General features: G+C 70.5%; 17 protein-coding genes. 11 read left to right on the top strand and 6 right to left on the bottom strand.

What is annotated here, in order from left to right:
• Positions 1–31: 31 nt before the first annotated feature.
• Together KLK06_RS22255 and KLK06_RS22250 are read left to right on the top strand one after the other, a co-directional pair.
• Complete coding sequence (locus KLK06_RS22255) at positions 32–757, top strand: tyrosine-protein phosphatase (protein ID WP_214637507.1); 726 nt, start codon at positions 32–34, stop codon at positions 755–757.
• A gap of 127 nt (positions 758–884) precedes the next feature.
• Entirely contained in the window at positions 885–1406 is a 522-nt protein-coding gene (locus KLK06_RS22250) for a snapalysin family zinc-dependent metalloprotease (protein WP_214637506.1), read from the top strand.
• A gap of 63 nt (positions 1407–1469) precedes the next feature.
• On the opposite strand, the gene KLK06_RS22245 is transcribed toward KLK06_RS22250, so the two are convergent.
• Positions 1470–1616 carry a hypothetical protein gene (locus KLK06_RS22245; protein ID WP_214637505.1) on the bottom strand — a complete coding sequence of 49 codons (147 nt, stop codon included), beginning with the start codon at positions 1614–1616 and terminating at the stop codon, positions 1470–1472.
• Between the two features lie 191 nt (positions 1617–1807).
• On the opposite strand from KLK06_RS22245, the gene KLK06_RS22240 reads away from it, so the two are divergent.
• The 7 genes from KLK06_RS22240 (at position 1808) to KLK06_RS22210 (ending at position 15465) form a co-directional block, all read left to right on the top strand.
• Positions 1808–2698 (top strand): SseB family protein, encoded by an 891-nt coding sequence (locus tag KLK06_RS22240; protein ID WP_214637504.1) that lies wholly within the window; start codon positions 1808–1810, stop codon positions 2696–2698.
• Positions 2695–3099 (top strand): hypothetical protein, encoded by a 405-nt coding sequence (locus KLK06_RS22235; RefSeq protein WP_214637503.1) that lies wholly within the window; start codon positions 2695–2697, stop codon positions 3097–3099. Before KLK06_RS22240 ends, KLK06_RS22235 begins: the two co-directional genes overlap by 4 nt.
• A 103-nt stretch (positions 3100–3202) precedes the next feature.
• Positions 3203–3607, top strand: a complete 405-nt coding sequence (locus KLK06_RS22230; protein ID WP_214637502.1) for a YbaB/EbfC family nucleoid-associated protein — start codon at positions 3203–3205, stop codon at positions 3605–3607.
• Between the two features lie 14 nt (positions 3608–3621).
• Positions 3622–3945, top strand: coding sequence for a hypothetical protein (locus KLK06_RS22225; RefSeq protein WP_214637501.1), 324 nt, complete (start codon positions 3622–3624; stop codon positions 3943–3945).
• 10 nt (positions 3946–3955) lie between these two features.
• Positions 3956–14341, top strand: a complete 10386-nt coding sequence (locus KLK06_RS22220) for a hypothetical protein (protein ID WP_214637500.1) — start codon at positions 3956–3958, stop codon at positions 14339–14341.
• A gap of 52 nt (positions 14342–14393) precedes the next feature.
• Positions 14394–14918, top strand: coding sequence for a hypothetical protein (locus KLK06_RS22215; RefSeq protein WP_214637499.1), 525 nt, complete (start codon positions 14394–14396; stop codon positions 14916–14918).
• Complete coding sequence (locus KLK06_RS22210) at positions 14911–15465, top strand: hypothetical protein (RefSeq protein ID WP_214637498.1); 555 nt, start codon at positions 14911–14913, stop codon at positions 15463–15465. Before KLK06_RS22215 ends, KLK06_RS22210 begins: the two co-directional genes overlap by 8 nt.
• A gap of 15 nt (positions 15466–15480) precedes the next feature.
• On the opposite strand, the gene KLK06_RS22205 is transcribed toward KLK06_RS22210, so the two are convergent.
• Both KLK06_RS22205 and KLK06_RS22200 read right to left on the bottom strand, forming a co-directional pair.
• The gene (locus KLK06_RS22205) at positions 15481–16128 is read right to left on the bottom strand and encodes a LysR substrate-binding domain-containing protein (RefSeq protein WP_250905907.1); all 648 of its coding nucleotides are present in this window, start codon (positions 16126–16128) and stop codon (positions 15481–15483) included.
• Positions 16119–17423 carry a cellulose binding domain-containing protein gene (locus KLK06_RS22200; RefSeq protein ID WP_214637496.1) on the bottom strand — a complete coding sequence of 435 codons (1305 nt, stop codon included), beginning with the start codon at positions 17421–17423 and terminating at the stop codon, positions 16119–16121. The genes KLK06_RS22205 and KLK06_RS22200 overlap by 10 nt, the downstream gene beginning before the upstream one ends.
• Before the next feature lie 193 nt (positions 17424–17616).
• Between KLK06_RS22200 and KLK06_RS22195 the strand changes: the two genes are divergently transcribed.
• Complete coding sequence (locus KLK06_RS22195; RefSeq protein ID WP_250905859.1) at positions 17617–18258, top strand: TetR/AcrR family transcriptional regulator; 642 nt, start codon at positions 17617–17619, stop codon at positions 18256–18258.
• 68 nt (positions 18259–18326) lie between these two features.
• A complete protein-coding gene (locus KLK06_RS22190) occupies positions 18327–19889 on the top strand; it encodes an FAD-dependent oxidoreductase (RefSeq protein WP_214637495.1) in 1563 nt (520 codons plus the stop codon).
• Between the two features lie 37 nt (positions 19890–19926).
• Here the strand turns inward: KLK06_RS22190 and KLK06_RS22185 are convergent, their stop codons facing one another.
• The 3 genes from KLK06_RS22185 to KLK06_RS22175 form a co-directional block, all read right to left on the bottom strand.
• Positions 19927–20931, bottom strand: a complete 1005-nt coding sequence (locus KLK06_RS22185; protein ID WP_214637494.1) for an SGNH/GDSL hydrolase family protein — start codon at positions 20929–20931, stop codon at positions 19927–19929.
• Positions 20928–21137 (bottom strand): hypothetical protein, encoded by a 210-nt coding sequence (locus KLK06_RS22180; RefSeq protein ID WP_214637493.1) that lies wholly within the window; start codon positions 21135–21137, stop codon positions 20928–20930. Before KLK06_RS22180 ends, KLK06_RS22185 begins: the two co-directional genes overlap by 4 nt.
• A gap of 485 nt (positions 21138–21622) precedes the next feature.
• Positions 21623–22031, bottom strand: a 409-nt coding sequence (locus KLK06_RS22175) for a hypothetical protein (RefSeq protein WP_214637492.1), incomplete at its 5' end; no start/stop codon positions are given.

Genomic DNA, 22031 nt, shown 5'->3' with positions numbered 1-22031 from the left:
ATAGGTCCGCCAACCCCATAGCATGTGATCGATGAGGCACGTCGCGTTCGAACGCTTGCACAACTTCCGGGACCTGGGCGGTTACCGCACCCGCGACGGGCGTACGGTGCGCTGGGGGCGTCTGTACCGCTCCGATTCCCTGGCCAAGCTCCGGGGCGACGACTGGCAGCGCTTTCTCGACCTGGGCGTGCGTACGGTGATCGACCTGCGCTACCCATGGGAGATAGCCGCCAGAGGCCGCGTACCGGAGAGCGACGGGCTCGTCTACCACAACCTCAGCATCGAACACCAGCCCTACGACCAGGCCGAACTGGGCCCGGAGATCGACACCGCGCGCTTCCTCGCCGACCGGTACGCCGAGGTCGCGCTGGACGGGGTCGAGGAGCTGCGGCAGGCGCTGGAGGTGATCGCCGCCGACGACAGCGCTCCTCTCGTCATGCACTGCGCATCGGGCAAGGACCGTACCGGGCTGCTGGCCGCGCTGGTGCTGTCCCTGCTGGGGGTGGACGAGGAGACCGTCGTCGAAGACTTCGCGCTCACCGAGCTGGCCACCGACCGGCTGGTCGCCGACTGGCGGGCGGCCCACCCCGACCGGACACTGAAGTGGCCCGGCTACGGTCGCGCGCCGGGCGAGGTCATGCGGCTCTGCCTGGCGGAGCTGGCCGCCGGCCATGGTTCCGTACGCGACTACGCGGTCACCCGGCTGGGCGTCGACGACAAGCTGATCACGGCGTTGCGCGAGAAGTATCTTTCGTGAACTGTCCCTCGCGGCCGATAGCAGACATCGGCTGCTCCATAACACGGCAATAGGGGCAAACTGGCCTATCCCCGGATGGTGTCGTCGCGCCTACCGTGACAGCACCCCCACTGTCCGAGGAGACACGATGCCCAGACCCCTCCGTCTCGCGCTCTCTCTCGTCCTCACCGTCGCGTTCCTGCTGGCCACCTCGCCCGCGCAGGCCGCGCCCCTGGTCAGGGCCCTCCGGTACGATGCCAGCCGCGCGGCCGAGTTCCGCGGCGCGGTGGACCAGGCCGCGCAGATCTGGAACTCCAGTGTCACGAATGTCCGCCTCGTCGCAGGCACCCCCGCCGACTTCGTCGTCGTCGCCGACAACGGCTGGCCACGCACCTTGCCCACGAGCCTGGGCCGGGGCACCGTCTGGATGGGCAGGCAAGCCACCTCACAGGGCTACAACCCCGTGCGCATCGCCGCCCACGAGATCGGGCACATCTTAGGCCTGCCCGACCGGCGCACCGGTCTCTGCTCCGACCTGATGTCGGGCTCCAGCGCCCCGGTGAGCTGCACGAACGCGAACCCGAGCGCGGCCGAACGGGCCGAGGTCGACCGTAACTTCGCCGGCAGTACCCCGCTGGTCGAGTTCGGCCGGGTGCTCGTGGACCGCTGAGCTCAGACGCCGGCCACTCTGCCGCCGTCCTCGCTAGGGACGGCGGCAGAGTCCTGCCGGCTGCTACAGGTCGCTGAGGTGAGGGATGATTTCGGTCAGGACCCAAAGGGCGAGGCCGAGGGCGATGAGGTTGACGCGGCCTCCGCCGACGTTGAAGGCGGCGAGGACGAAGCAGGCCAGGGCGAAGATGAGCAGGATGAGGGAGATCATGCTGGGCTTCCGTCCGTCGGGTGTTGTGGATGTGGTTGCCCAGCGCTACCCGTGATCATGTGGTTCAGGCATGGTGGGAGAGCTTGTGCCCCGAAATGTGACCAAGGCGCCTCCTGCGGTGATGGGGGAAGCGGCAGACGGGCTATGGCCCGGAGGGCCGGGAAGACTGCGGGAGTCGGCAGACTGAGCAGATGATGATGAGTGATCACCATCCGGCGACGCCGTTCGAGGAGCGGCTGTGGGCGGCACGTGAGAACGGGCAGGAGGCTCTGTGCTTGAGCCTGCTCCGCGACGCCGACCTGGCATTGCCGATCACCGCCGCCGCGGCGGCCGGGACTGAGGCCCCCGCCTGGGCGACGGCCGCGGACCCCGAACGGACCTGGCTGCTGGCCTACACCTCCGCCGAGGCGATGCGCTTGGCCACGGGCGGCGTCGCCACGCACTACCGCGTCGTCTCGCTGGCCGAGCTGGCGGCGGGCTGGCCGGACCCGCGGTGGGGTCTCGCGATCAACCCGGGGCTGCCGACCGTCTTCATGCTGGAGCCGGGCACGGTGGCCAGGCTCGCGGTGCCGACGCTGGCCCAGGACCTGCTGCTCGATCCCGGGTCCGGGGTGCCGGTGGTCCAGAAGCTGCTCTCGCCGGCCGACGTTCACGGCCTCCTGGTCGGCGGCGAGCCGCGGGTGTCCGGCTACTGCCATCACGCGCTGGACGTCTCCCACATCGCCACGCCCGCCGTGCTCGCCGAGGCGCTGGGCCAGCCCGGCATGCTGACCGCCGACGGTTGCCTGAACATCCTGCGCTGGCGGCCCGTCGGCCTCAACCTGTACCGCACTCCGTACGGCGGGACCGACGAGGAGGGCAAGGCCGCGGTGGCCGGTTGGGTGGTCGAGGAGCCGCCGTTCGTGGGGCTGGGCCTGGTGCCCAACGTCGATCACGTCATCCGCGAGTACAAGGTGTACGGCGTGGGCCTGCCGCACGGCGCGGAGATCTGGGAGCTCACCTTCGAGGGGACCGAGCACCGGCGCGCGATGTACCACGGCGACCTGCGGCGCTGGCTGCTGGTGGGCAGGCAGGCAGCGTGAGCCGGCATTTCTACCGGGCCCGCTGGCAGGGCGCCGACTACATGGCCAGCCCGGAGCCGCACGCCCTGGAGCTGTGGGTACGGCTGCGCAGCTCCGAACCCGCGGACGGTTTCGAGGAGGTCGAGCCGGGTTGTCACGTGCGCACGGTCCCCGTGACGGAGTGCGCCGCCCTGGACTTCGTGACGATCGTGTGCCAGTGGCGCGGAGAGCGTTTCCACGTGCACGACGAGAAGGACGGGCTGGTGCTGCTCGAATACCTGGGCGGATCCGCGCTCACCGCGGTGGAGCTGGGGCTGGAGCGGGTCGAGCGGGGCGTTTACCGCCTGTGGGTGCCTCGCGCGGAGGTGATCGGCATCCAAGAGGAGGCCGTGCCACTGAATGCCGAAGATCAACATTTGTGACGTAACGCTCTTGTCTCTTGATGTTCATGTGACAGAAACTAGGAGGAAATGCGACAGTGTCGTAAGGGACAAAACGCGCACCGTGTGGCTTCGAGGGGGGTCCGTGGAATCGCTTGACCAACCTGATACGGCCGGAACGAGGGCCTACGCCGACGAGTTACGCGACGTGTTCAAGCGGATCCAGGAGGCGAGTGCGGAGCTGCACGCCCAGGCCAAAGCGGTTCAGGTCACCGAGACCTCACGCGATGGCCAGGTGTCGGTGACGGTCGGCGCCCGTGGCGAGCTCGTCCGGCTGGACCTCGACCCGCGCATCTACCGGCGCCCCGACGCGCGGTACCTCGCCGACACGATCGCGGAGACCGCCCAGCGGGCGGCGGTCAGGGCCCAGGAGCGCATCACGGAGATCTTCGAACCGGTGATCCCGGCCGAGGAGTTCAAGGCGCATCTCGACGGTGACCTCGAAGCCGTCATGGCGCGCTTCGCCGAGCGGATGGGAGGCGCGAGCTGAAACCCTGGGATGGCGTGGAGATCGCCAAGCCGATCGTGAACCTGGGCATCTCGCAGTGGTCCACGATGGCCGAGGACTGGGAACGGGAATCGCCCCGGCTGAGGGCGGCGGTCACCGAGGCGCTCGCCGCGGCGCCCTGGGGCGGCGGGCCCGAGGGCGCCGCGTTCAAGGCCGCCCACTTCCGCGGCGACGGCCCGAACCAGATGCTCACACAATGTGCCCACCTCACCAAGGAGATCACCGACGCCGGTGACAGGATGCGCAAGACCATCGACAACACCTTGCGCACCCACGCCGCCACGTATCAGGACATGTCCGGGCTGACGCGAGAGATCTGAGGCCCGGGAGGTGACCGTCAACGGCGCTTCCGGCGCCGTGAGCACAGGCAGCCAGGCGACCGGCGGCCAGTCGATCGTGCGCATCGACCGGGACGTTCTGCCCGCCTGGGAGACCGAGGCGTTGCCCGGCTGGGTGGTCAACTGGCTCATCCCGATGCTGTCCGCCGGCCAGAAATGGCCGGAGGCCAGCGAGAGCGGGCTGTCGAAGATGTGCCAGGCGTACGACGACCTGGCCACTGGCGCCGCCGGCTGCGCGCCGCGCGCGGGTACGGCCGCGCGCACCATCGTAACCGGCTGGGCCTCACCCGCCACCGCCAACTTCGTCACCAGGGCCAAGGTCCTGTACGGCCACGAGGGCGGAATGTCGGGGGTGGCCAAGAACGCGCAGGCCTACTCGCAGCAGGCGAGCAACTTCGCCGTCGAGACCCAGTACTCCAAGCTCTCCATCAACGTGGCGTTCTGGGTCACGGTCGTCGCCATCGCCATCGCCAGCCTCGCCAACTTCTTCACAGCCGGATCCACCACCATCTTCATCGGCCCGTACGCGGCCGCTGCCCGCGCGGCCCTCGACCGGATCCTCGTCCGGCTCGCGGTCGCCGGGGCCAGGCAGGTGGGCACGACGCGGTTGGCCCGAGTGGCCGTGCTCAGCGGGGCCACCGGGCGGAGCGTGATCACCAGGCTGCTGGGCTCCGCGCTCGGCCACGAGCTCATCGAGGAGATCGGCGAAGAGTTCTTCATCGACTTCGTCGCCCAGTACCAGCAGGTCAAGATGGGCACCAGGAAAGAGATCGACTGGAACAAGTCCATGGCCGCGATCATCGGCGCGGGCGGCGGCGCGATCGTGGGCATGAAGGTGGCCGGGCCCGTGTCCCGTGTCACCGGGCGCGTGCCCGGGTTCGCGGGCCGGGCGATCACCACCGGCGCGACCAACACCATCGCCTCCCCGGTGGGCAGTTTCATCGCCAACGGCGTGGTCTACGGTCAATGGGAGAACCCGTTCACGGCCGACTCCCTCATGGGCGGCTTCATGGGCGGCGCCGGGCGCACCGGATCCATCAGCCCGTTCAACCCCGCGGTCTACACGACGCTGGCCCATCCGACGACCGCTCTCGCCTCCGCCTACGACGCCGCGGCCCGCGCCGACGCCGTCCGCGCGGGCGGCGACCCGTCGGGGGGCACACCGGGGGGCACGCCCGACGGGAGCCCGGTGGGTGGCGGCCCCGGCCCGAGCGGCGGTCAGCCGGGTGCGGCCGTGCGCGTACCCGATCCCGCGGCGGCCGGCGCCCCGAGGGCCGGCGCCGTGCCCGCCACCCCCCACTCGCCCGCGACGGCGAGGCCGGCGGCCACCGTGCCGTCCCCCACGGGCCAGGACGGCGCCGCCGGGCGCGTGGCCGCCGCCCCGGACGTGGACACGTCCGCGCCCAAGCGCGGCTCGGCCGCCCAGGACCGTGGCGATCGAGCCCAGCCCCCGCAGCCCGGCGCCTCCCCGGAGCCCGCCGACGGCGCACACCACCCCTCCGGGCGCGGCACCGCGACGGCGCCCGCACAGGGTCAGACCGGAACGGCGGAACACCCTTCGCCGAACACGGCCGAGGCAGCAGGCCAACCGGCCCAAGCCCCGGACAACACGGCAACCCCCGACCACACGGCGACGCCGGACCACACGGCGACGCCGGACCACGCGGCGACGCCCGACCAAACGGCGACGCCCGACCAAACGGCGACGCCCGACCAAACGGCGACGCCCGACCAAACGGCGACCACTGGCCCGGTCGCGACCGGCGACCAGGCCGCGGCCGGCCCCTCGACCCATGCCGCCCCACAGGCAGACGTGGCGGACCACGGAACGCAGGACACGGCCACGCACCCTGCCGCGGTCACCGCCCCGGTCACCGCTCCGGCCGCCGACCGGGCCCGTACGGCGCTGATCGGCGCGCTCGCCACGGACTTCCCCGACGCGGTGATCGGCCCGGCCGGCGACCTCCTCATCACCTCCGGCTCCAGCGTGCGCACGATCTCCGCCGCCACGATGACCCGCCTCCGCGCCGCCCTCGACAGCCGCGCCGAGCAGGTCACCGAGATCGCGGACTTGCAGGCCGAGGCGACCGCGATGCTGCTGGTCGTCCAGGAGGGCGAGGCCCCGGCCCAGGACGACCTGGCCGCTGCGGCGCCGACGAGCAAGCCGGGCACGGTCACGTCGAGACCCGTCCCCGGCACCAGGCACGTGCCCGACGGCCGCCAGGGCCCCAACCTGACCCTGGACGAGGTGCACCACGCGTTCGCCGACGTGCAGTCACGTCACTTCCTCAACGAGGACGTGAGCGGCTTCTCCTGGTCGCAGACCAAGCCTAACGAGGAGGAGCAGGGCGACCGGGTGTTGGCGGTCCACACGAAGACGAACGGCACCTTCTACTTCCGCCCCGTCATCGGCGGCCTGAGCCCGCGCCTGATGGGCGAGACCGATACCAGGAAGAGCGGGACCGAGGACGATCCGTACCTGGTCCACTTCGGCCCGCGCATCGGCGAAGGACAGGTCTCCAGGGTCTGGCTGCACGAGATCACCGACACGCTCCAGGAGGTGCTGTCGGCCGGCGAAGGCCGGAGGCAGCGAGTCCTGCCGCGCCCCGGGAAGAACACCCGGGACATGTGCGCGGCGGCACAGCTCAACGAGCTGGCGTTCCTGGCCGAGAAGTGGCAGCGGGCCCCGACGCTGGGCGAGCAGCGCCGGCTCGCCGTGGACATCGACGGCGTGGCCCGCCAGCTGAGCGAGCGCGGCCACACCCCGCCGCTGCCGCCCTGGGCGCCCAAGCAGGACACCCGGACGCAGCAGGCCCCGGCCTTACCCGCCAACAGCTCCCGCGCCGACCAGGTGCAGGCCGTCGCCGAAGCGCTGGCGAAGGCCGAGAAGGCGCTTCAGCACCAGATCCAGCACAAGATGGAGGTCGCCGAGGAGGCGCTTCAGCAGATCCAGCACAAGATGGAGGCCGCTGAGGAGGCGAGGAACCAGCACGACAGTGGCCGTTTCGAGCGGAGGCGCAAGGCCCGGAAGGAGAGCCGGACGTTCCGCGCCGCGCAGGAGCGGAACCTCAGGATAGCCGCGGCGTACCGTGTCGCGCTGGCGGAGGCGACGCGAGCGCGGCAGAAATACGAGCAGCTCCTGATGGCCATGAGCCAGGCCGACAGACCAACCCAGCCGGGCGAGGTCGGCATGGCCCACATCGCCCGGCGGCTGGCGGCCGAGGCCGAGCGGCTCCACCAGAGCTACCTGGACGCGCTGGCGGCAGCGCTGCCGCACGAGCTCAGCTTGTCCGCGTCCCTGCCGACGGGCCGGCTCCCCCATCTGACCACGCTCACCGCCACCGTGAACAAGATGCTGGAGGCCAACGGACCCGGCCCCAGGTTCACGGCGATCGACCTGGAGCAGGCCCTGAGAGCCGACTTCCACAAGGTCGTCACCTCAGACGGCGTCGTGCTGCGGGTGGGCCGCGGCCGGTCGGCGGCGGAGGTGCGGATCAGGCTCGCCCTCTCCGACCTGGTCGAGGTGACGGACCCGGTCATCAAGGCGTCCGAGATGATGGTGGGCCTGTTCTTCCAGTCGGGCCGCACGGTCAGCGTCACCGAATCGGGGAACGTCGGGATGTCCACGGGCTTCAGCAGCGGCGCCCTGGCGCCGATGCTGCCCGAGGGCGAGGTGGCCAGGAACATGGTCGAGATGCTGGGGGTCAGCGTCGGGGCGGGCGTCGGGCGCAGTTGGGCGGCGACGGGCGGGTCCGGGGCGTTCGCGCAGGGCGGCTACGTCGCCGACGACAGAAGCGACCCGCTGCTGTTCGACGCCGCCGCGAGCTGGGGCGTCCAGGTACGCTTCCGGCAGTCGGAGGGCTGGGGCGAGAGCGTCACGGTCGACTCCGGAGCGCCGGGCGACGCCGCCGCGCAACGGATATGGCTCTCGCAGTCCCACGCCGACCAGCCGCCGCGCAAGCTGCTCTGGATCGACGAGGCCAAGCGCGACCCGAAATTCCCCCCGCACGTCGTCACCAGCATGAGTGACACGGAGAACAACCTCGACACCGTCGCCGCGACCCTCGGCGGGGAGTACACCAAGGTCGGTGCCGTCCCGCATGACGAGTTACGCACGTTCATCACCGAGGAGATGCCCCATCAGTTAGGCGAGGCCGTCAACAACGGTTACGAGCGCGTCTTCACCAGGGACGGCCAGCCGCACGCGAGCGTACGCGCCGACAGCAGGATCGTCCGGGTGACGGCCAAGCCGGTGGGCGGCGTGAGTGCCGCGCAGTGGGGGGAGAGGGTGATCACCGACTTCGCCGCGCTGCCAGGCGGGGCGTCGGTCGGCAGGTCGGTGGAGGGCAACGCCTCCGCCGGCTTCAAGGATCCCTCGCTGGAGGGAATCGGCGGCCTCGGCCCCTACCACCCTTCCATCGGGCCCAAGGCCAGAGGCTCCAGGTCGGTGTCGCGGTCGTACTCCGCCACCGCGAACAAGCAGGCGATCCACCCGAGCGTGCTCAGGATGACCAGTGCCGAGGGGACCTGGGAGTTCGAGGTGATAACCACGTACACGGTGGAGGTGTTCGGCAAGCCGCCGGTCACGCTGGCTCCGGTGCGGAACACGGTGGTGGCCAGCATGCGGCTGTCGGCCGCCCGCGATTTCGGACTGCCCTTCGACAGCGCGGCAGTGGTGTACGACGACAACGGCCAGCCGGTGCTCAACGCCAACGGCGTCCCGGTGCTGCACGGCGACCCGCGCCCCGGCCCGCCGCCGGGCCGCAAGGCCGAGCTGCCCGTCTGGCTGGGCGACGGCCCCGGGCAGATGCGCGGCGCGGGTCCCGCCATCGTCGACGAGATCGAGGATCTGGACGCGTTCAGGACAAAGGTGCTGGACGAGCTCGCCGAGCGCGGCATCATCCCCAAGACCGTCGACGGCGTGCGGGAGTACTCTCGCAACCGGCTCGAACGCGCTGCCCAGGTCCTCAACCTCCAGGAGGTCGAGGAGCAGCTGAAAGAGCACCGGATCCAGGCCGCCTACGACACCCTCGCTCAGGACGGCATCCTCCTCGACCTCTCGCTGCACGGCCTGAACGGCGACCCGGAGAACTACCAGCTGCGCCTGTCACTGAAGCAGGACTTCGGCGACGTGGGCCCCATGCAGCACACCGACGCGGAGACGGTGGTCAACCTCGACATCGGCTCCGACACCTCCGCCCGGGCCATCAGCAAATCCAGGACGTACGCGGGTGGCGCGTCCGTCAGCGAGAGCGATGGGCCCGACCAGGGCCACGACGGCATGACGCACGAAGTGGGCGTCAACGCGGGCGGCAGCCGCACCAGCACGGCCGGCTCCAGCGCGGGCGGCACGGTGAACGTGGTGACGCTGCAAGAGAGCAGCGGCCCGGTCGCGATCGTCTCCCTGGGGCATGTCATGACCGCCGAGCTCCTGCACAACGGCACGACGACGACGCTGGCCACCGAGTCCGGCAGGGCGACCCTGAAGATCGCCGGCGACCTCCTCCCGGACACGAACGACACCCCGCCCGCACCCCTGGGCAAGCTCTCCAGGAAGGTGCAGCGCAGTCTGAACTTGCTGCACATGGACGTGCCGGGGTCACACGCCGCCGCCCAGCAGGTGCTGAACAGGGGCATGCGCCCCGGCTCCGGCGCGTTCCAGACCATCGCCGCGATGCTGAACGTGCGCACCCTCGTCTCCCACTTCAAGATGTTCACCCGGGCGCTGACCGCCGGCCTCGCCTTGAGCGTCAACGGCGTTCCCACCCGCTCATCGCTGTCGGTGTCCGGCGAACTCGGCGAGGCCGAAGTGATCGGCATCGTCGACCACGTGAGCGGCAAAATCCTGTTCGGGCTCGGCAGCGCCGGCGTGTCCTGGGGCGGATCGTCGAACGTGTCCGCCGGCGCCGCGACCAGCGTTTCCGACCTCGACGGCGGAGGAACGTCGAGCGACAGCGGCACGCTGTCGCTGCCCTCCCGGTCGGGAGGCACCGCCGACTCCACCTCGATCCTCGACATCTGGGGCAACGAGGATCTCACGATCAAGTACGGCCGCCACTACATGATCCTCGCATCCACGAAGCACACGTTCACCGGCTCGGAGAGCATGGCGGACGCGCTGCCGGCCGGGGGCCGGATCCCCCTTGGCGAAACCCGGACGGCCACGGCGCCGGGCACCGGGCTGTTCTCGCTGGCCGAGGAAGAGGCGCTGCTGTTGTACGCCGAAGGCGAGCTCCCGCTGTCGGGAGTCCTCGTCAGCGACGCCATCGAGCGCTTCCTCAACCGCAGCCTGAACCTCGACCCCAGCATCGCCGTGCCCCTGATCCAGCGCTACATCGCCGACGTGGCCAAGGCGCGGGCGGCCGGCGCGGACGTCAGCTACGCGGCGCGGCACACCCCGAAGGCCTTGCTCGCCAGAGTCAAGGAGGTGATGGGGGTCACACCCGACCCGGCCACGACGGACCCGAATGGCCGGCCGCTGCCCGACCGACCCTCGGAGGAGACGGCAAAGGACCTCGATAAGGTCCTCAGCCAGGCGTCGGAGCTGCTCGAACGCTCCAGGGACGTCGTGCTGGCCCCATCGTTCGACGAGTCGGTGAGCCTGAGCACGGTGGAGTCACTCGACCTCACCGACGAGCACGGCGACCACGTGCCGATGCTGGACGCGGTGACCGCCGCCGTGGCCGCCGCGGTCCCCGGGGCGGTGGAGGGCAGCCCCACCCTGGGCGAGGAACTGGCCGTCGACTTCTCCGACGACGCGGTCCGCATCCGCGTCCTCGACATGTGGTCGCGCAGCGGCTTCGAGAAGAGCTACGAGGTGCAGACCGGCACGCAGACCGAGGAGGTCACGGTCAAGGCGCGGCTGGTGCCGGCCGACTCCAAGCATCCCCGCTGGGCGAAGTTCCTCGCGCACCTGACGCAGGCCGGGATCATCATCCAGCGCTACCGCTACGGCGACCGCTCGCACTCCGAGTCGTACAACGGCTCCTACTCGGCGGGGCTCGACTACGGCGCCTCCGACAACGGCGACGGCCACGGCGGGGGAGTGTCCACCGACCGGGGCCGCTCGTACACGGGCTCGATCAACCGGCAGAGCACGCGGCTGCAGCGGATCGGCCTGTTCAGCGAGCTCGACCGGGTCCAGCAGGACATGCTGCTCGTCATCGAGGTCGAGCGCCGGCCGATGCGCAAGGGCAAGCTGTCGGGACGGTTGGGCAGGCTGGCCGACAAATTGCGGGGCAGGAGCCGTTCCGCGCCGCCGGCCGGCTACGGCGCCACCTTGACCCGGAGCATCCCCACCGGCATGATCCGGCCCATGTCCGAGGATGACGGACCGCTGGTGACCGTGCCCGACCCCCGGCCGGTCGAGCTGCATCCGGGCCACTTCCCCGCGGCGATACGGGAGGACCCGAGCGGGCCCACCCTGTACGAGGTCATCGTCGCGCAGCTCACCAAGATGATGGGCGCCGCGTCGGTCGCGGAGATCCGCCCCGAGCTGGTCACGCGGCTGCTCCCGTCGGCGATGCTGACCGCGTTCGAGCGGATGGCCGGGCCTGAGGGCGAGGTGATCGTACGGGCGGCCAGGCAGAAGTTCAGGAACCAGGGCGCCGAGGTGAACATCACGGCCCGCCTGTCGGACCTCACCATCGCCGCCGGGCCGTTCGACGCGGAGAAGGGCGAGGTCGACAGGGCGGCCAACGCCCAGAACGCGACCCTGTCCCGCAGTCGCGTGCTGCCCGGCGGCGCGGGCGCGAACCTCTCGGACGGCGAGTCGGGGCTCGGCTTGGGCGCCCGCGTCCGCCTGGGGACATCCGAGAGCGTGAGCGACCACCACGGGGCGCGCCGCGAGCGCAGCAAGTTCGAGAAGGGTGCCGCCTACCTCGTCCGCCTCAGGGTCGACTACGACCTGACGTTCCAGAACGTGGCCCGGCTGAGGGACGGCCACGAGCATCCCGTCGGCGAGCCCGTCCGCCTGCCGGGCGCCACCAACGGCGAGATCGACGTGGTCCTCTTCGGGGACGAGATCGAGGAGCTGCTGACGCGGATGGAGGAGAACGTTCGGCTCGCGCCCCTGCCCACCGGGGACCTGGGACAGCCGACGTTCAGGTTCCGGCCAGAGCCCGACCGCGAGGGCGCGATCGACACCCTGCGGGACGCGCGGCTGGCCGCCCGCGAACGCGGCGAGGTGGCCCGCGTGGCGATCTGGGAGGCGGACGGCCGGCACCTTTACGACGCCTACCCCAACGGCGCGCTGCGCAGCCTGACCCCCGACGGCGGGTTCGCCGAGGCGTTCGCCACGCTCTCCCCGCTGCTGCTGGACGCCGCCTCCGGCATCAACCTCGACCTGCGCGACGTCTTCCTGAACTCCGAGTCGCCCGGCGCCTTCGCCCACCAGGTCAGGGCCGCGCTGATGTCCCGCGGTGTCGTCGCGGTCGACACCGAGAAGGCGTCGTGGCCGGCCGAGCGGCCGTTCCCGAACGAGCCGGTGGGCGGAAGCGTCGGCCAGGGCGTGGCGCCGCCCAGCGTGACCTCGCCCGCGATCGACGGCACCATCTTCTCGAGGTCGGCCCGGCCCGCGGGGGTTCCCGGCCTGACCGTGGCCGAGGTACGCGCCCAGGCCCGCTCCGCGAGCGCCCTGGGCGGGGTCGCCGAGCACATCAGGTGGACCGCGGACGACACGATGGCCGTCCAGCTCCCCGGCTCGCCCGACCAGCACGTCCGCGTGCTCATCGGAGACCCGGGCGAGGGGCTGAACGCCGCCACGGAGCCGCGCGCCGGCACGCCGGACGACCCGCACCTGATGCGGATCGGGCCGCGCGTGCACCCGGACATCGTGTCGGCCACCCTGGTGCACGAGCTCTCGCACGTCGCCCAGGAGGCCACCGCCGCCGCCTGGGGCGCGCCGCAGGGCGTCGTGCGGCCGTCGCTCGCCCAGGAGCAGGCCGAGGGCTCCGACCTCTGCCTGATCCCGCGCCTGAACGAGCACGCCCACCTGTCGGACAAGTGGCGCGCCGCCACCGACCCCGCCACCCGGTCGCGCCTGGCGGACGCGATCGACGCCATCGCCGCCGACGTCGAGCGGCGCGGCCACACCCCGCCCGCGCCACCTTGGGGGACGGGCCCGCGCGCACCGGCCGTCGCCGAGCCGCAGAGCAGGATCGCGCGGCTGCTCAGCGGCGGGACCGCCACGGGCCTCGACACCTCGGCGGCCGGGCTCTCCAAGGTGGCCCAGATCGCCGGCGTGGCCGACGTGAGTCCGGCACCGGGCCAGGTGAAGGAGTTCACCGTGACCGCGGGCGGCCGCCGGTTCACCCTGGAGCTGGCCGAGGCCGTGCGGGACGCCACCGAGGTGACCGTCGAGGCGGGTACGTCGGACCGGCTGACACTCCGGGTGCCCTCGGAGGGCGGCGCCCGGGTGACGGCCGCGGTGGCCGAGCAGGTGGCCGCGCACGCGGCGCGGCTCGCGGGACGGCCGGACGAGCCGCTGCTCGGGCCGGGACCCGTGGTGTCCCACCGGGCGCTCGGCGTGCCCGACGCCAGGACTCTGACCAGGCTCCGCGGGCTGGTCCACGCGATCACCGAGGCCGGCCCCCGCGGCGCCGCGGCCGAGAGGTCCGCGCTGCGCGCCGAGATCAGCCGGGCGGGCCTGGCGCCCGGCCAGGACGGGGCCACGCCCAGGCTGCTGGAGCTGGCCCGGGCGGGCGTACTCTCTCCCGCCGACGTCGCGGCCGTCCGGGGAGGGGCGGCGCTGCCCGAGACCGCCGCGGCCAGGGCGATCGCGCGCGCCGCGGCGCTCATGGGCGCGCGGGTCCAGGAGTACGGCCCCGGCCTGATGGACATCGTGCTGCCCGGCCGCCCGCCCATCCCCGTCGAGGTCCGGCCGGACCAGGCCGGGCCCCCCGAGCCCGGCATGCTGACGTACCAGGTGGACGGCCGCCGCACGATCGGCGCGAACGAGCGGGCCGCCGCCGCGACCGCCGCCGCGGCCGTCGCCCGCGCGCTGGGCAGACACCCCGGCGACCATGCGGCCCTGGCCGAGCTGCACGAGAGCGTGCGACAGGCGCGGGCGGCCACCACGGCCCAGCGGTTCGGCCGGCTCGGCGTGCTGTTCGACCTGCTCGCTGGCACCCGCCCGGAGGTGTGGCGGCTCATCCCGCGGCCGGTGGCCGATGAGCTGGCCGCGCTCGCCAGCGGCAAGCGCCCGCGGGACTGGCCCGCGCACCTGGACCGCCTGCGCGCGCTCGCCAACGCGACCGGCTGGTGGCCACCGGAAGAGGGGGAGTGCCGGTGCCCCGCGGGTGAGCCGTGCCGGTGCGGCCATCGTTCCGAGCCCGAGCCCGAGCGGGTGCCGTCCAGGGAGCGCGTGGTCGCGTTGTGAGGGGCATGACGGCGTTCCGGCATGATGATGGACTGTCGAGGAAAGGACGGCTATGGCATTCGCGGTGGCGCGGACGAGGGACGAGGCGCATCTCTACCTCGACCTGCACCCGTGCGTGTGCGGGTCGGCGGAGACGACCTGGCACAGTGGGCTGGTCGACGTCGAGGGCGAGCTGGTCAACCGCTACGCGGGCACGTGCGAGGAGTGCGGGACCGCGCGAGAATACCTGTTCGGGCTGCCCGAGCGGCCGGTGATGCCCACCGGCTACCCGACGTTCGGCGGGCCGGAGCCGTCGGAGCTGCTCGACGCGGGTGAGTGGCTGTGGGTGGCCGACCTGAGCGCGGGCAACGTACCCGTGGACGACCGGGCCGAGGCCTGGCGGGCGCTGCGGGTCGCGACCGCGGCCGTCGAGGAGGTCATCAAGTTCGCGCCGCCCGGTGCGGACGCCGTGCCCGACGACGGGTTCTGGTCCGAGCGCGGGCAGCGGATGCGTTCGGACGAGCCTGGCCGGTTCCAGCTTGACCGACTGCTGGTCGTCAAGGACACCTACCAGGACCTGGCGGCCGGTCATGCCTGAGCGCGGCCTGGGCCGTTCGCTGGTGGAGGCGTACGTCTACCTCGACCTGGTGGCCCACGACGGCGAGCCGGGGGCGTCGCGGCGGGCGACGCTCACGCGGGAACCGGACGGGATCGTGGTCAGCCTCGGTGCTCTGGAGATCCTCGTCCCGTACGAGGCCGAGATCGGCGCGCGGGAGGAGGGCGCGATCTTCGGCTCCGGGCTCTCCGAGCTGATCGACCCCGGTCAGTGGATCCTCATCGCCGCGACGTACACGAGCAGGGCGCTGGAGGGCGCGCTCTTCTACGCCGCCGATCCGTCCGGCGGCCACAGCTACGAGAACGTCGAAGCCGACTGGAGCTTCGCCGTGGGCGCCGTGGAAGAGGCGCTGAAGTTCTTCCCGCCGGGTGCGGCCGAGCTGCCCCCCGACACTTTCTGGACCGAGTCGGGCAGATCGGTGGCCGAGTCCGAGCCCGACCGGCTGACCAGGCGGAAGCTGGAGAGCGACCTCGCCCTCTACCGCCGGAGCCTGGACGACTTCCGCCGGCTGCACGCCGAGCCGGAGTGATCGCCGCCCGCCGGCCTATACGGCGACGGGGAGGTCCGTGCGCCGGTGCAGCACTTCGGCGGCGCTGATGAGCATGTTCGTCGCATGGCCGAGCAGGGGGTTCGGGTCAGTGGCGCGGCTCACGGTGAAGACCCGGCGAATGTGGGAGGGATCGCCGAGCCGGAACACGCACACGTCGTGCGACTCGATCATCGCCAGCTCCGGCACGATCGCCACCCCCAGCCCCTTGCGGACGAGCTCGAAGGGCAGGTTGTAGTCGTTGGTGCGGAACAGCACGTCGGGGTCGAAGCCGCTGGCCGCGCAGATGTGCGACAGGTTGAGCGAGGCGTCCATCCCCTCGGTGTAGGAGATCCATCGTTCGGCGGACAGCTCGCCGAACTGGATGCGCTTCCGGCCGGCCAGCCGATGTCCGGTCGGCACGAGCACGTAGAGCGGCTCCTCCATGATCAACGTCATGTTCAGGTCCTTCGGCCAGTTGTGCGGCACCATGCCGTACTCGAAGACCACGGCCAGGTCGAGCCGCCCCTCGTTCACCGCGGGAATGGTCCCGTGCGGATCGCCTTCCTCGTAGCGAATGTCCACGTTGGGGCGGTCGCGGAGAAAGTGAAGGACGAAAGCCTGACCCTCATGACCACGAGCTGAGCCCGCCCGGCCTAAGAACAGGTGATGTTGGTCGGGCCGGGCGTGGACGGGCCGTTGGCCTGGAAGCCGAAGGTGGCCGACGCGCCCGCCGCCAGGCTCGTGGCCCAGCTCGGCGCCTTGATCGTCCAGGTGGTACCCGACGATGTGATGGTGGAGCTCCAGGCGCTGGTCAGGGTCACGCCGGACAGCATGGTCCACGTGAGCGTCCAGTTGTTCCAGGTCGCGGTCCCCGTGTTCCGCACGGTGACGCTGGTCGTGAAGCCGCCCTGCCAGGCGTTGGCGACCTGGTAGTTCACGTCGCAGGAGACACCGGTGCCGCCCGTGGGCGTGGGGGTGACGGTGGGGGTCGCCGTGGGCGTGGCGGTCGGGCCGTTCGAGGTGGTGTAGCTGACCTTGGTGTACGGCGTGCCGCACTGCGTGCCGCAGGAGGACGGAAGCGTGAAGCTGTACACGCGGCCGCCGTTGATCAGCGTGTCGGTGACGTCTCGCACCCGGATCTGGAACTGGCTGCCGCCCGACGTGGTCCCGCCGATGACGTAGGACTGGCCCATGTCGCCGTTCATCTGGGCCGGCTGCCACGCTCCGTTGGCGAGGTACTCGACGCCGTGAATGCCGTTGGCCAGGTGCGAGACGGAGATGGCGGGCCACCAGACCTGGGCGGACTGCAGGAACCCGATGTTGATGTCGCCGCTGTAGTTGGGCGCGGGGATGAACGACCAGGTGACGTGCCGGTTGTTCCAATGGCCGGGATACATGTCCCCGACCCCGGCGCCGTTCTTCACGAACCGGTTGAGTGAGTCCTTGGCCAGGTCCAGATGGTAGGGATCGTCGCGGCACCAGGCGTTGGAGTCGCCGCAACTGTCGGCGACCAGCATGGTCAGCTTCGCGCCGTTGTAGGCATCGGAGACCCAGGAGCCGTTGCGGCAGAACGGCTGACTCTGCGCGCCGTCGTTGGTGCCTGTACAGAAGTCGCTGATCTCTACCTGTACGTAGCGGCCGCAGTTCAGGCCGTTGTTCCACAACCCGGCCTTGCTGAGGTTGGCTCCAGTCAGTGGCCGGGGGTAGAAGGTGTAATCGCCGGGTGTGTTGTAGACGTTGAGCGCGACGAAGTCCTGTGAGTCGAGGTTCGCCTGGGGCACGCCGCAGCCACCGTACGGCATGCCGAGCCCGTCGAAATAGGTGGCGTTGCCCGTCACAGGGCCGGGCGGATCGCTGACCGCGCCGGCGGACTGTTCTGTTAAGGGCACCAAGGCGCACAGCGCGACCAGGAGGCCGGGAAGCAGGATGGCGAGTAACCGGCGACGGGCGTAACTCATCGGTCTCCCAACGCAGAAAGGTTCGAGACGAACGTCCCCGCAGAGTGCTGGCCGGTCAAGAAGAGATGCGGGTGAGCTGGGCAAACACCCCAGAAATACTGAAACTTTCATCAACCCCCCGAAAACGCCGACGGAGCAGCACTCCAAAAATCTTGCCAAAACGGCATTTTTGCACTTTTGGCAAGATCAGCCTATGGTGGTGGACATGACGGCTGAAGGGAATGACGGTGTCGGACTGCGGGAACGCAAGAAGCGGGAGACCCGGCTCGCGCTGAGCCAGGCCACGATCCACCTGTGCGTCGAGCGCGGGTGGAGCAATGTGACGGTGGAGGACATCGCCGCGGCGGCTAACGTATCCGTGCGCACCTTTCGTAACTATTTCTCCAGCAAGGCCGAGGCGATTGCCGCCAGCCACCTGGAGCGCGCGCTGCAGCTCGCCGACGAACTGCGAGCGCGGCCGGTCGATGAGCATCTGTGGGACTCCATCGTGCGTGCGGTCCAGGCCCAGCTCGCACCGGGCGAGGGCAACGGCGGCGGGTCTCCCCACGACCAGCGCCGGCCCGACGGACTCCGGCTCCTGCTGACCGAGCCGGCGCTGCACGGCGAGATCCTCAAGGCGGACGCGGCCGCACAGGATGAGCTGGCCAAGGCGATCGCCGAGCGCACCGGCACCGACGTGGCACATGACGTCTACCCGAAACTGGTCGCCGCGGTGGTCGGCGCGGGCACTGCCGTGGCCGTGACGCACTGCCTGAACGCCGATCGGCCGATTCCGCTCGGGCCGCTGCTGCGCGAGGTGTTCGACCAGCTCACCGCAGGCCTTCCCGTCCCGTAAAACCCGCGCGAACCCCTCCCAACCTGGCCGTTGCCGGGTCGATTTTCCGTGCGATCAAAGGAGCACACGTGATCACAGATGTCGTCATCGCCGGCGGCGGTCCGAACGGGCTGATGCTGGCCTGCGAACTGAGCCTGGCAGGGGTCCGGCCGATCGTGCTGGAGCGGCTGCCGGAGCCGAGCAAGGAACCGAAAGCGAACGGATTGCTGGGCCAGGTCGTGAAAATGGTCGACCGCCGCGGGCTGTACGAACGTCTCAGCGGCAGCCCACATCCGCCGCAGCCGAACTCCGCGTACTTCATGTTCGGCGCGATGGGCCTGAACCTGAGCCTGCTGGAGGACAGTCCGATCTATGCCCTGCCGGTACCGCAGCACCGCATTGTGCAGGTCCTGCAGGAGCGCGCCATCGAACTGGGCGTGGAGATCCGGCGGGGACACGAGGTCGTCGGCCTGTCGCAGGACGACGACACGGTCACCGTCGACGTCGCGAGTCCGGACGGAGCGTACCAGCTCCAGGCCCGGTATCTCGTCGGTGCGGATGGAGCCCACAGCACCACGCGCAAGCTCGCCGGCATCGAATTCCCCGGCATCACCTACGACCGGATGACGGTCCGCTCAGCGCACGCGACGATCCCGACGGACTGGGTCGATCCCGTGACCGGCGCGCTGAACGTGCCCGGCTATGGCGCTGTTCTGCCGTTCCTGCCCCACCGCACCGAGCACGGAGGGTTCTCCTACGCGCCGATGCCCGGCCACCCGCCGCTGGTCACCACCACAGAGCGGGACCAGCCCGCGACCGACGCTCCGATGAGCCTGGAGGAGTTGCGGGCGAGCGTCCGCCGCGTGCTCGGCGTCGACGTGCCACTTGGGCCGCCCGACGGCGAAGGGCCGCACGCGCTGCGCCGGCTGAGCGGGGGTAACACCCGGGTCGCCGAACGATTCGCCGACGGCCGGGTGTTCCTGATTGGTGACGCCGCCCACGTGTACTCCGCCACGGGCGGCGGACCCGGGCTCAACCTCGGCCTGCAGGACGCGATCAACCTCGGCTGGAAACTCGCCGCCGAGCTCCGAGGAAGCGCCCCGCCCGGACTGCTGGACAGCTACGACACCGAGCGGAGATCGGCCGCCCAACGCATGGTCATGAACGCGCGGGCACAGTCCGCCCTGATCGCCCCCGGCAGCGACGTCACCGGACTGCGCGACCTGTTCACCGAACTGCTCCGCGACCCGGACACCGTCCAGCGCCTGGCCGAACTCACCGCAGGCGCCGACGTCCACTACGACATGGGCGAACCCGAGGCGCACCCGCTGACCGGCAGGTTCGCCCCGGACATGGAACTGCGCACCCCGGCCGGGCCGGTCCGGCTGGCCGAGCTGACCAGAACCGCACGCCCTCTGCTGCTGGACCTGACCGAAGACACATCGCTCGCCGAGACGCTCGCCCCGTGGCAGGACCACGTCGACATCGTCACCGCACGCCCCCAGACCCCCGCGCCCACAGCCCTGCTCCTTCGACCGGACTGCTACGTGGCCTGGGCATCGGCATCACCACAACCAGAACCTGCGGAGCTGGAAGCACTCCGGGCAGCCTTGCAGCGGTGGTTCGGCGTCATCGAACCCGCCCGCGCCTGACGCGGCCGTACCCGCTCGTACCGGGCCCGCAGGCCGCTCAGATTCTGGCGGCGATGATCGGTGCCAGGCGATCAGCTATGACGACGTGACCGCTGTCGTTGGGGTGAACGTTGTCGGACATGTTCGTGCTCGTCAGCCAGCCTTCGGTGGTGACGTAGTAGACCTTGGCGTCGCCTGCCGAGTTACGGGCGGCGACCGCGGCACTGGTCTGCGCGGCGTACCGCCTGGTGAAGGTCTCCATCGCGAAGATGGCCGCCCCCGGGTACGCCGCCCTGACCTCCTGCAGCAGGTGGACGTACGACGTCTGGAAGGTGGTGGTGCTCACGCCGTGTCCCACGTCGTTGGTGCCCAGGTTGATCACCACGGCGTTCGCCTGGTAGCGGGAGAAGTTCCAGTTCGGGGTGTCGGCGTTGGGGTTGAGCTTGGGGAAGCGCGCCTCCAGGCCGACGCAGCCGTCCGCGGTCGCCACCAGGCAGGCGCCGCCCTGGGCGATCTGGGTGTGCCGGACCCCGAGGCGCTCGCCGATGAGCCAGCCGTAGGCGGTCAGGGCATTCTTGGAGGTGGTCGTGCCGACGGTGATGGAGTCCCCGACGAACTCGATCAGCTTCGGCGAGACCGCGGTCGCGTACGTGGTGGCCCCCGGGTCGAGCACGAGGCCCTGGAACACCGCGTCGCCATGGTAGGAACCCGCGACGACCCGGTAGGAGACGCGCAAGGTGTGGTTCCCCGCGGCCAGGGGCGTCGGGGTGAGGTTGACCGTGCCTTTCACGTTCTGGATGTAGACCCACGCGCCGCCGTCGATGCTGTAGTACAAGTCGATGGTGTTGCGCTGTAGCAGTTTGACCGTCCTGCCGTTGAAGCCGGTGGTGAGGTAGGTGCCCGCCCAGTACGGCACGTACGCGGTGGAGACCGAGGTGTCCCACCGCCCGGTGAAGGAGATGTTGGCGTCGGTCGGCGAGCCGTCGCCCACCGCCGCCTCGGCCCGCGAAGTGAGCACCGTGACCAGGGCGACGAGCGTGCTCAGGAGCAGGCGGGTCCTCATAACACTCCGATCTTGGGGGCGACGATGGGTGTGAGGCGGTTGGCGATCTTTACGTGCGCGGCGTTCGGGCACTCCGCCCGGATGCCGCGCAGGAGATTGGTGTAGGCCGTCTGGAATGCCGGGGAGCCGCCCGGGCTCGCCGCCGCCGGGTCAGCGCCCGCGGCGAGCGTGATGGCGGCGAGGATCACCGCCACGATCTTCTTCATGCTGCCTCCTGGAGCGGGACGGGGTCCTCGCGCCCCTGCCACGGCACGTCGAACGGACGTCGATATCGGGGGACGGGCTGACGCCGGTGAACGCTCTCCGGCGGCCTGGGGCATCACGCCTCAGTGGACGCGAAGTCAGGAACGATCGTCAACGAGATCCCCCGGCACGACACTCGGCGGCCCACCTCGAGGCAGGTCGACGGGTGCGTCTCCGGTGAAAATTTCAGGCCGGCCCAGAAGGTCCGTGGGTGCAAGCGCGCCGAATGCGCCGATGGGCAGCAGCGTGTCGTGTAGGACAAGGCCGCCGAATGACGGTTTGTCGGCGTCGGGCTGCTGGGATCGCCTGAGTCGATGGTGTGCGCGGTGGGGGCGGCGGAGCGGCGACGGTGCGGAGGCCGGCCACGGAGGCTGTACGGCGCGGAGCGCCGTCGCCGTGAACCAGCAGAGAAACTCTGAGCCAGTTCAGCGAACTGTACTGGCGGGTCTCATCCCCACGAAGATCCTACAACTGTGACCTTGAGATGGCCGAGTGGGTCAGCCTTGCTGAGCTCCTCCATGAGTGCCGTCTCGGAGAGACCGGGCGGCCCAAAGTCGGCATACCACTGCCGACCATCGTTCTTGGTCACGGAAATTCGTTGATCGTTGTCGATAAGGGTCGCTTCGCGCACTCTGCCGTCACGTATCTCTTGAAGAATGAATGAGAGATCACGCTTGTCGTAAGGGTCGTATGTCGCGAAAGCCACTAGCGCTCCTGCAAGGATGTGCGCTGTCAATGGTCGGGTGCGTGTCGCCGCTGGTGGCCAAGTAAAGGTCCCCACGTCTTCGTAGTTGACTATTTCTTGGTGAGGCGTCTGCCTGTCCGGGTTCGTGCCTGTTTCATGCGGAAGGACTCGC

The sequence above is a fragment of the Nonomuraea sp. NEAU-A123 genome (genome assembly GCF_018603905.1).
In the GTDB taxonomy this organism is placed as follows: domain Bacteria; phylum Actinomycetota; class Actinomycetes; order Streptosporangiales; family Streptosporangiaceae; genus Nonomuraea.
This window is presented reverse-complemented; position numbering and strand designations above follow the sequence as displayed.

Excerpts from the sequence above, each read along its gene's own strand:
- KLK06_RS22255 (WP_214637507.1), top strand. The coding sequence starts at position 32 with ATGAGGCACGTCGCGTTCGAACGCTTGCACAACTTCCGGGACCTGGGC.
- KLK06_RS22250 (WP_214637506.1), top strand. The coding sequence starts at position 885 with ATGCCCAGACCCCTCCGTCTCGCGCTCTCTCTCGTCCTCACCGTCGCG.
- KLK06_RS22245 (WP_214637505.1), bottom strand. The coding sequence starts at position 1,616 with ATGATCTCCCTCATCCTGCTCATCTTCGCCCTGGCCTGCTTCGTCCTC.
- KLK06_RS22240 (WP_214637504.1), top strand. The coding sequence starts at position 1,808 with ATGATGATGAGTGATCACCATCCGGCGACGCCGTTCGAGGAGCGGCTG.
- KLK06_RS22215 (WP_214637499.1), top strand. The coding sequence starts at position 14,394 with ATGGCATTCGCGGTGGCGCGGACGAGGGACGAGGCGCATCTCTACCTC.
- KLK06_RS22210 (WP_214637498.1), top strand. The coding sequence starts at position 14,911 with ATGCCTGAGCGCGGCCTGGGCCGTTCGCTGGTGGAGGCGTACGTCTAC.
- KLK06_RS22200 (WP_214637496.1), bottom strand. The coding sequence starts at position 17,423 with ATGAGTTACGCCCGTCGCCGGTTACTCGCCATCCTGCTTCCCGGCCTC.
- KLK06_RS22195 (WP_250905859.1), top strand. The coding sequence starts at position 17,617 with ATGGTGGTGGACATGACGGCTGAAGGGAATGACGGTGTCGGACTGCGG.
- KLK06_RS22185 (WP_214637494.1), bottom strand. The coding sequence starts at position 20,931 with ATGAGGACCCGCCTGCTCCTGAGCACGCTCGTCGCCCTGGTCACGGTG.
- KLK06_RS22180 (WP_214637493.1), bottom strand. The coding sequence starts at position 21,137 with ATGAAGAAGATCGTGGCGGTGATCCTCGCCGCCATCACGCTCGCCGCG.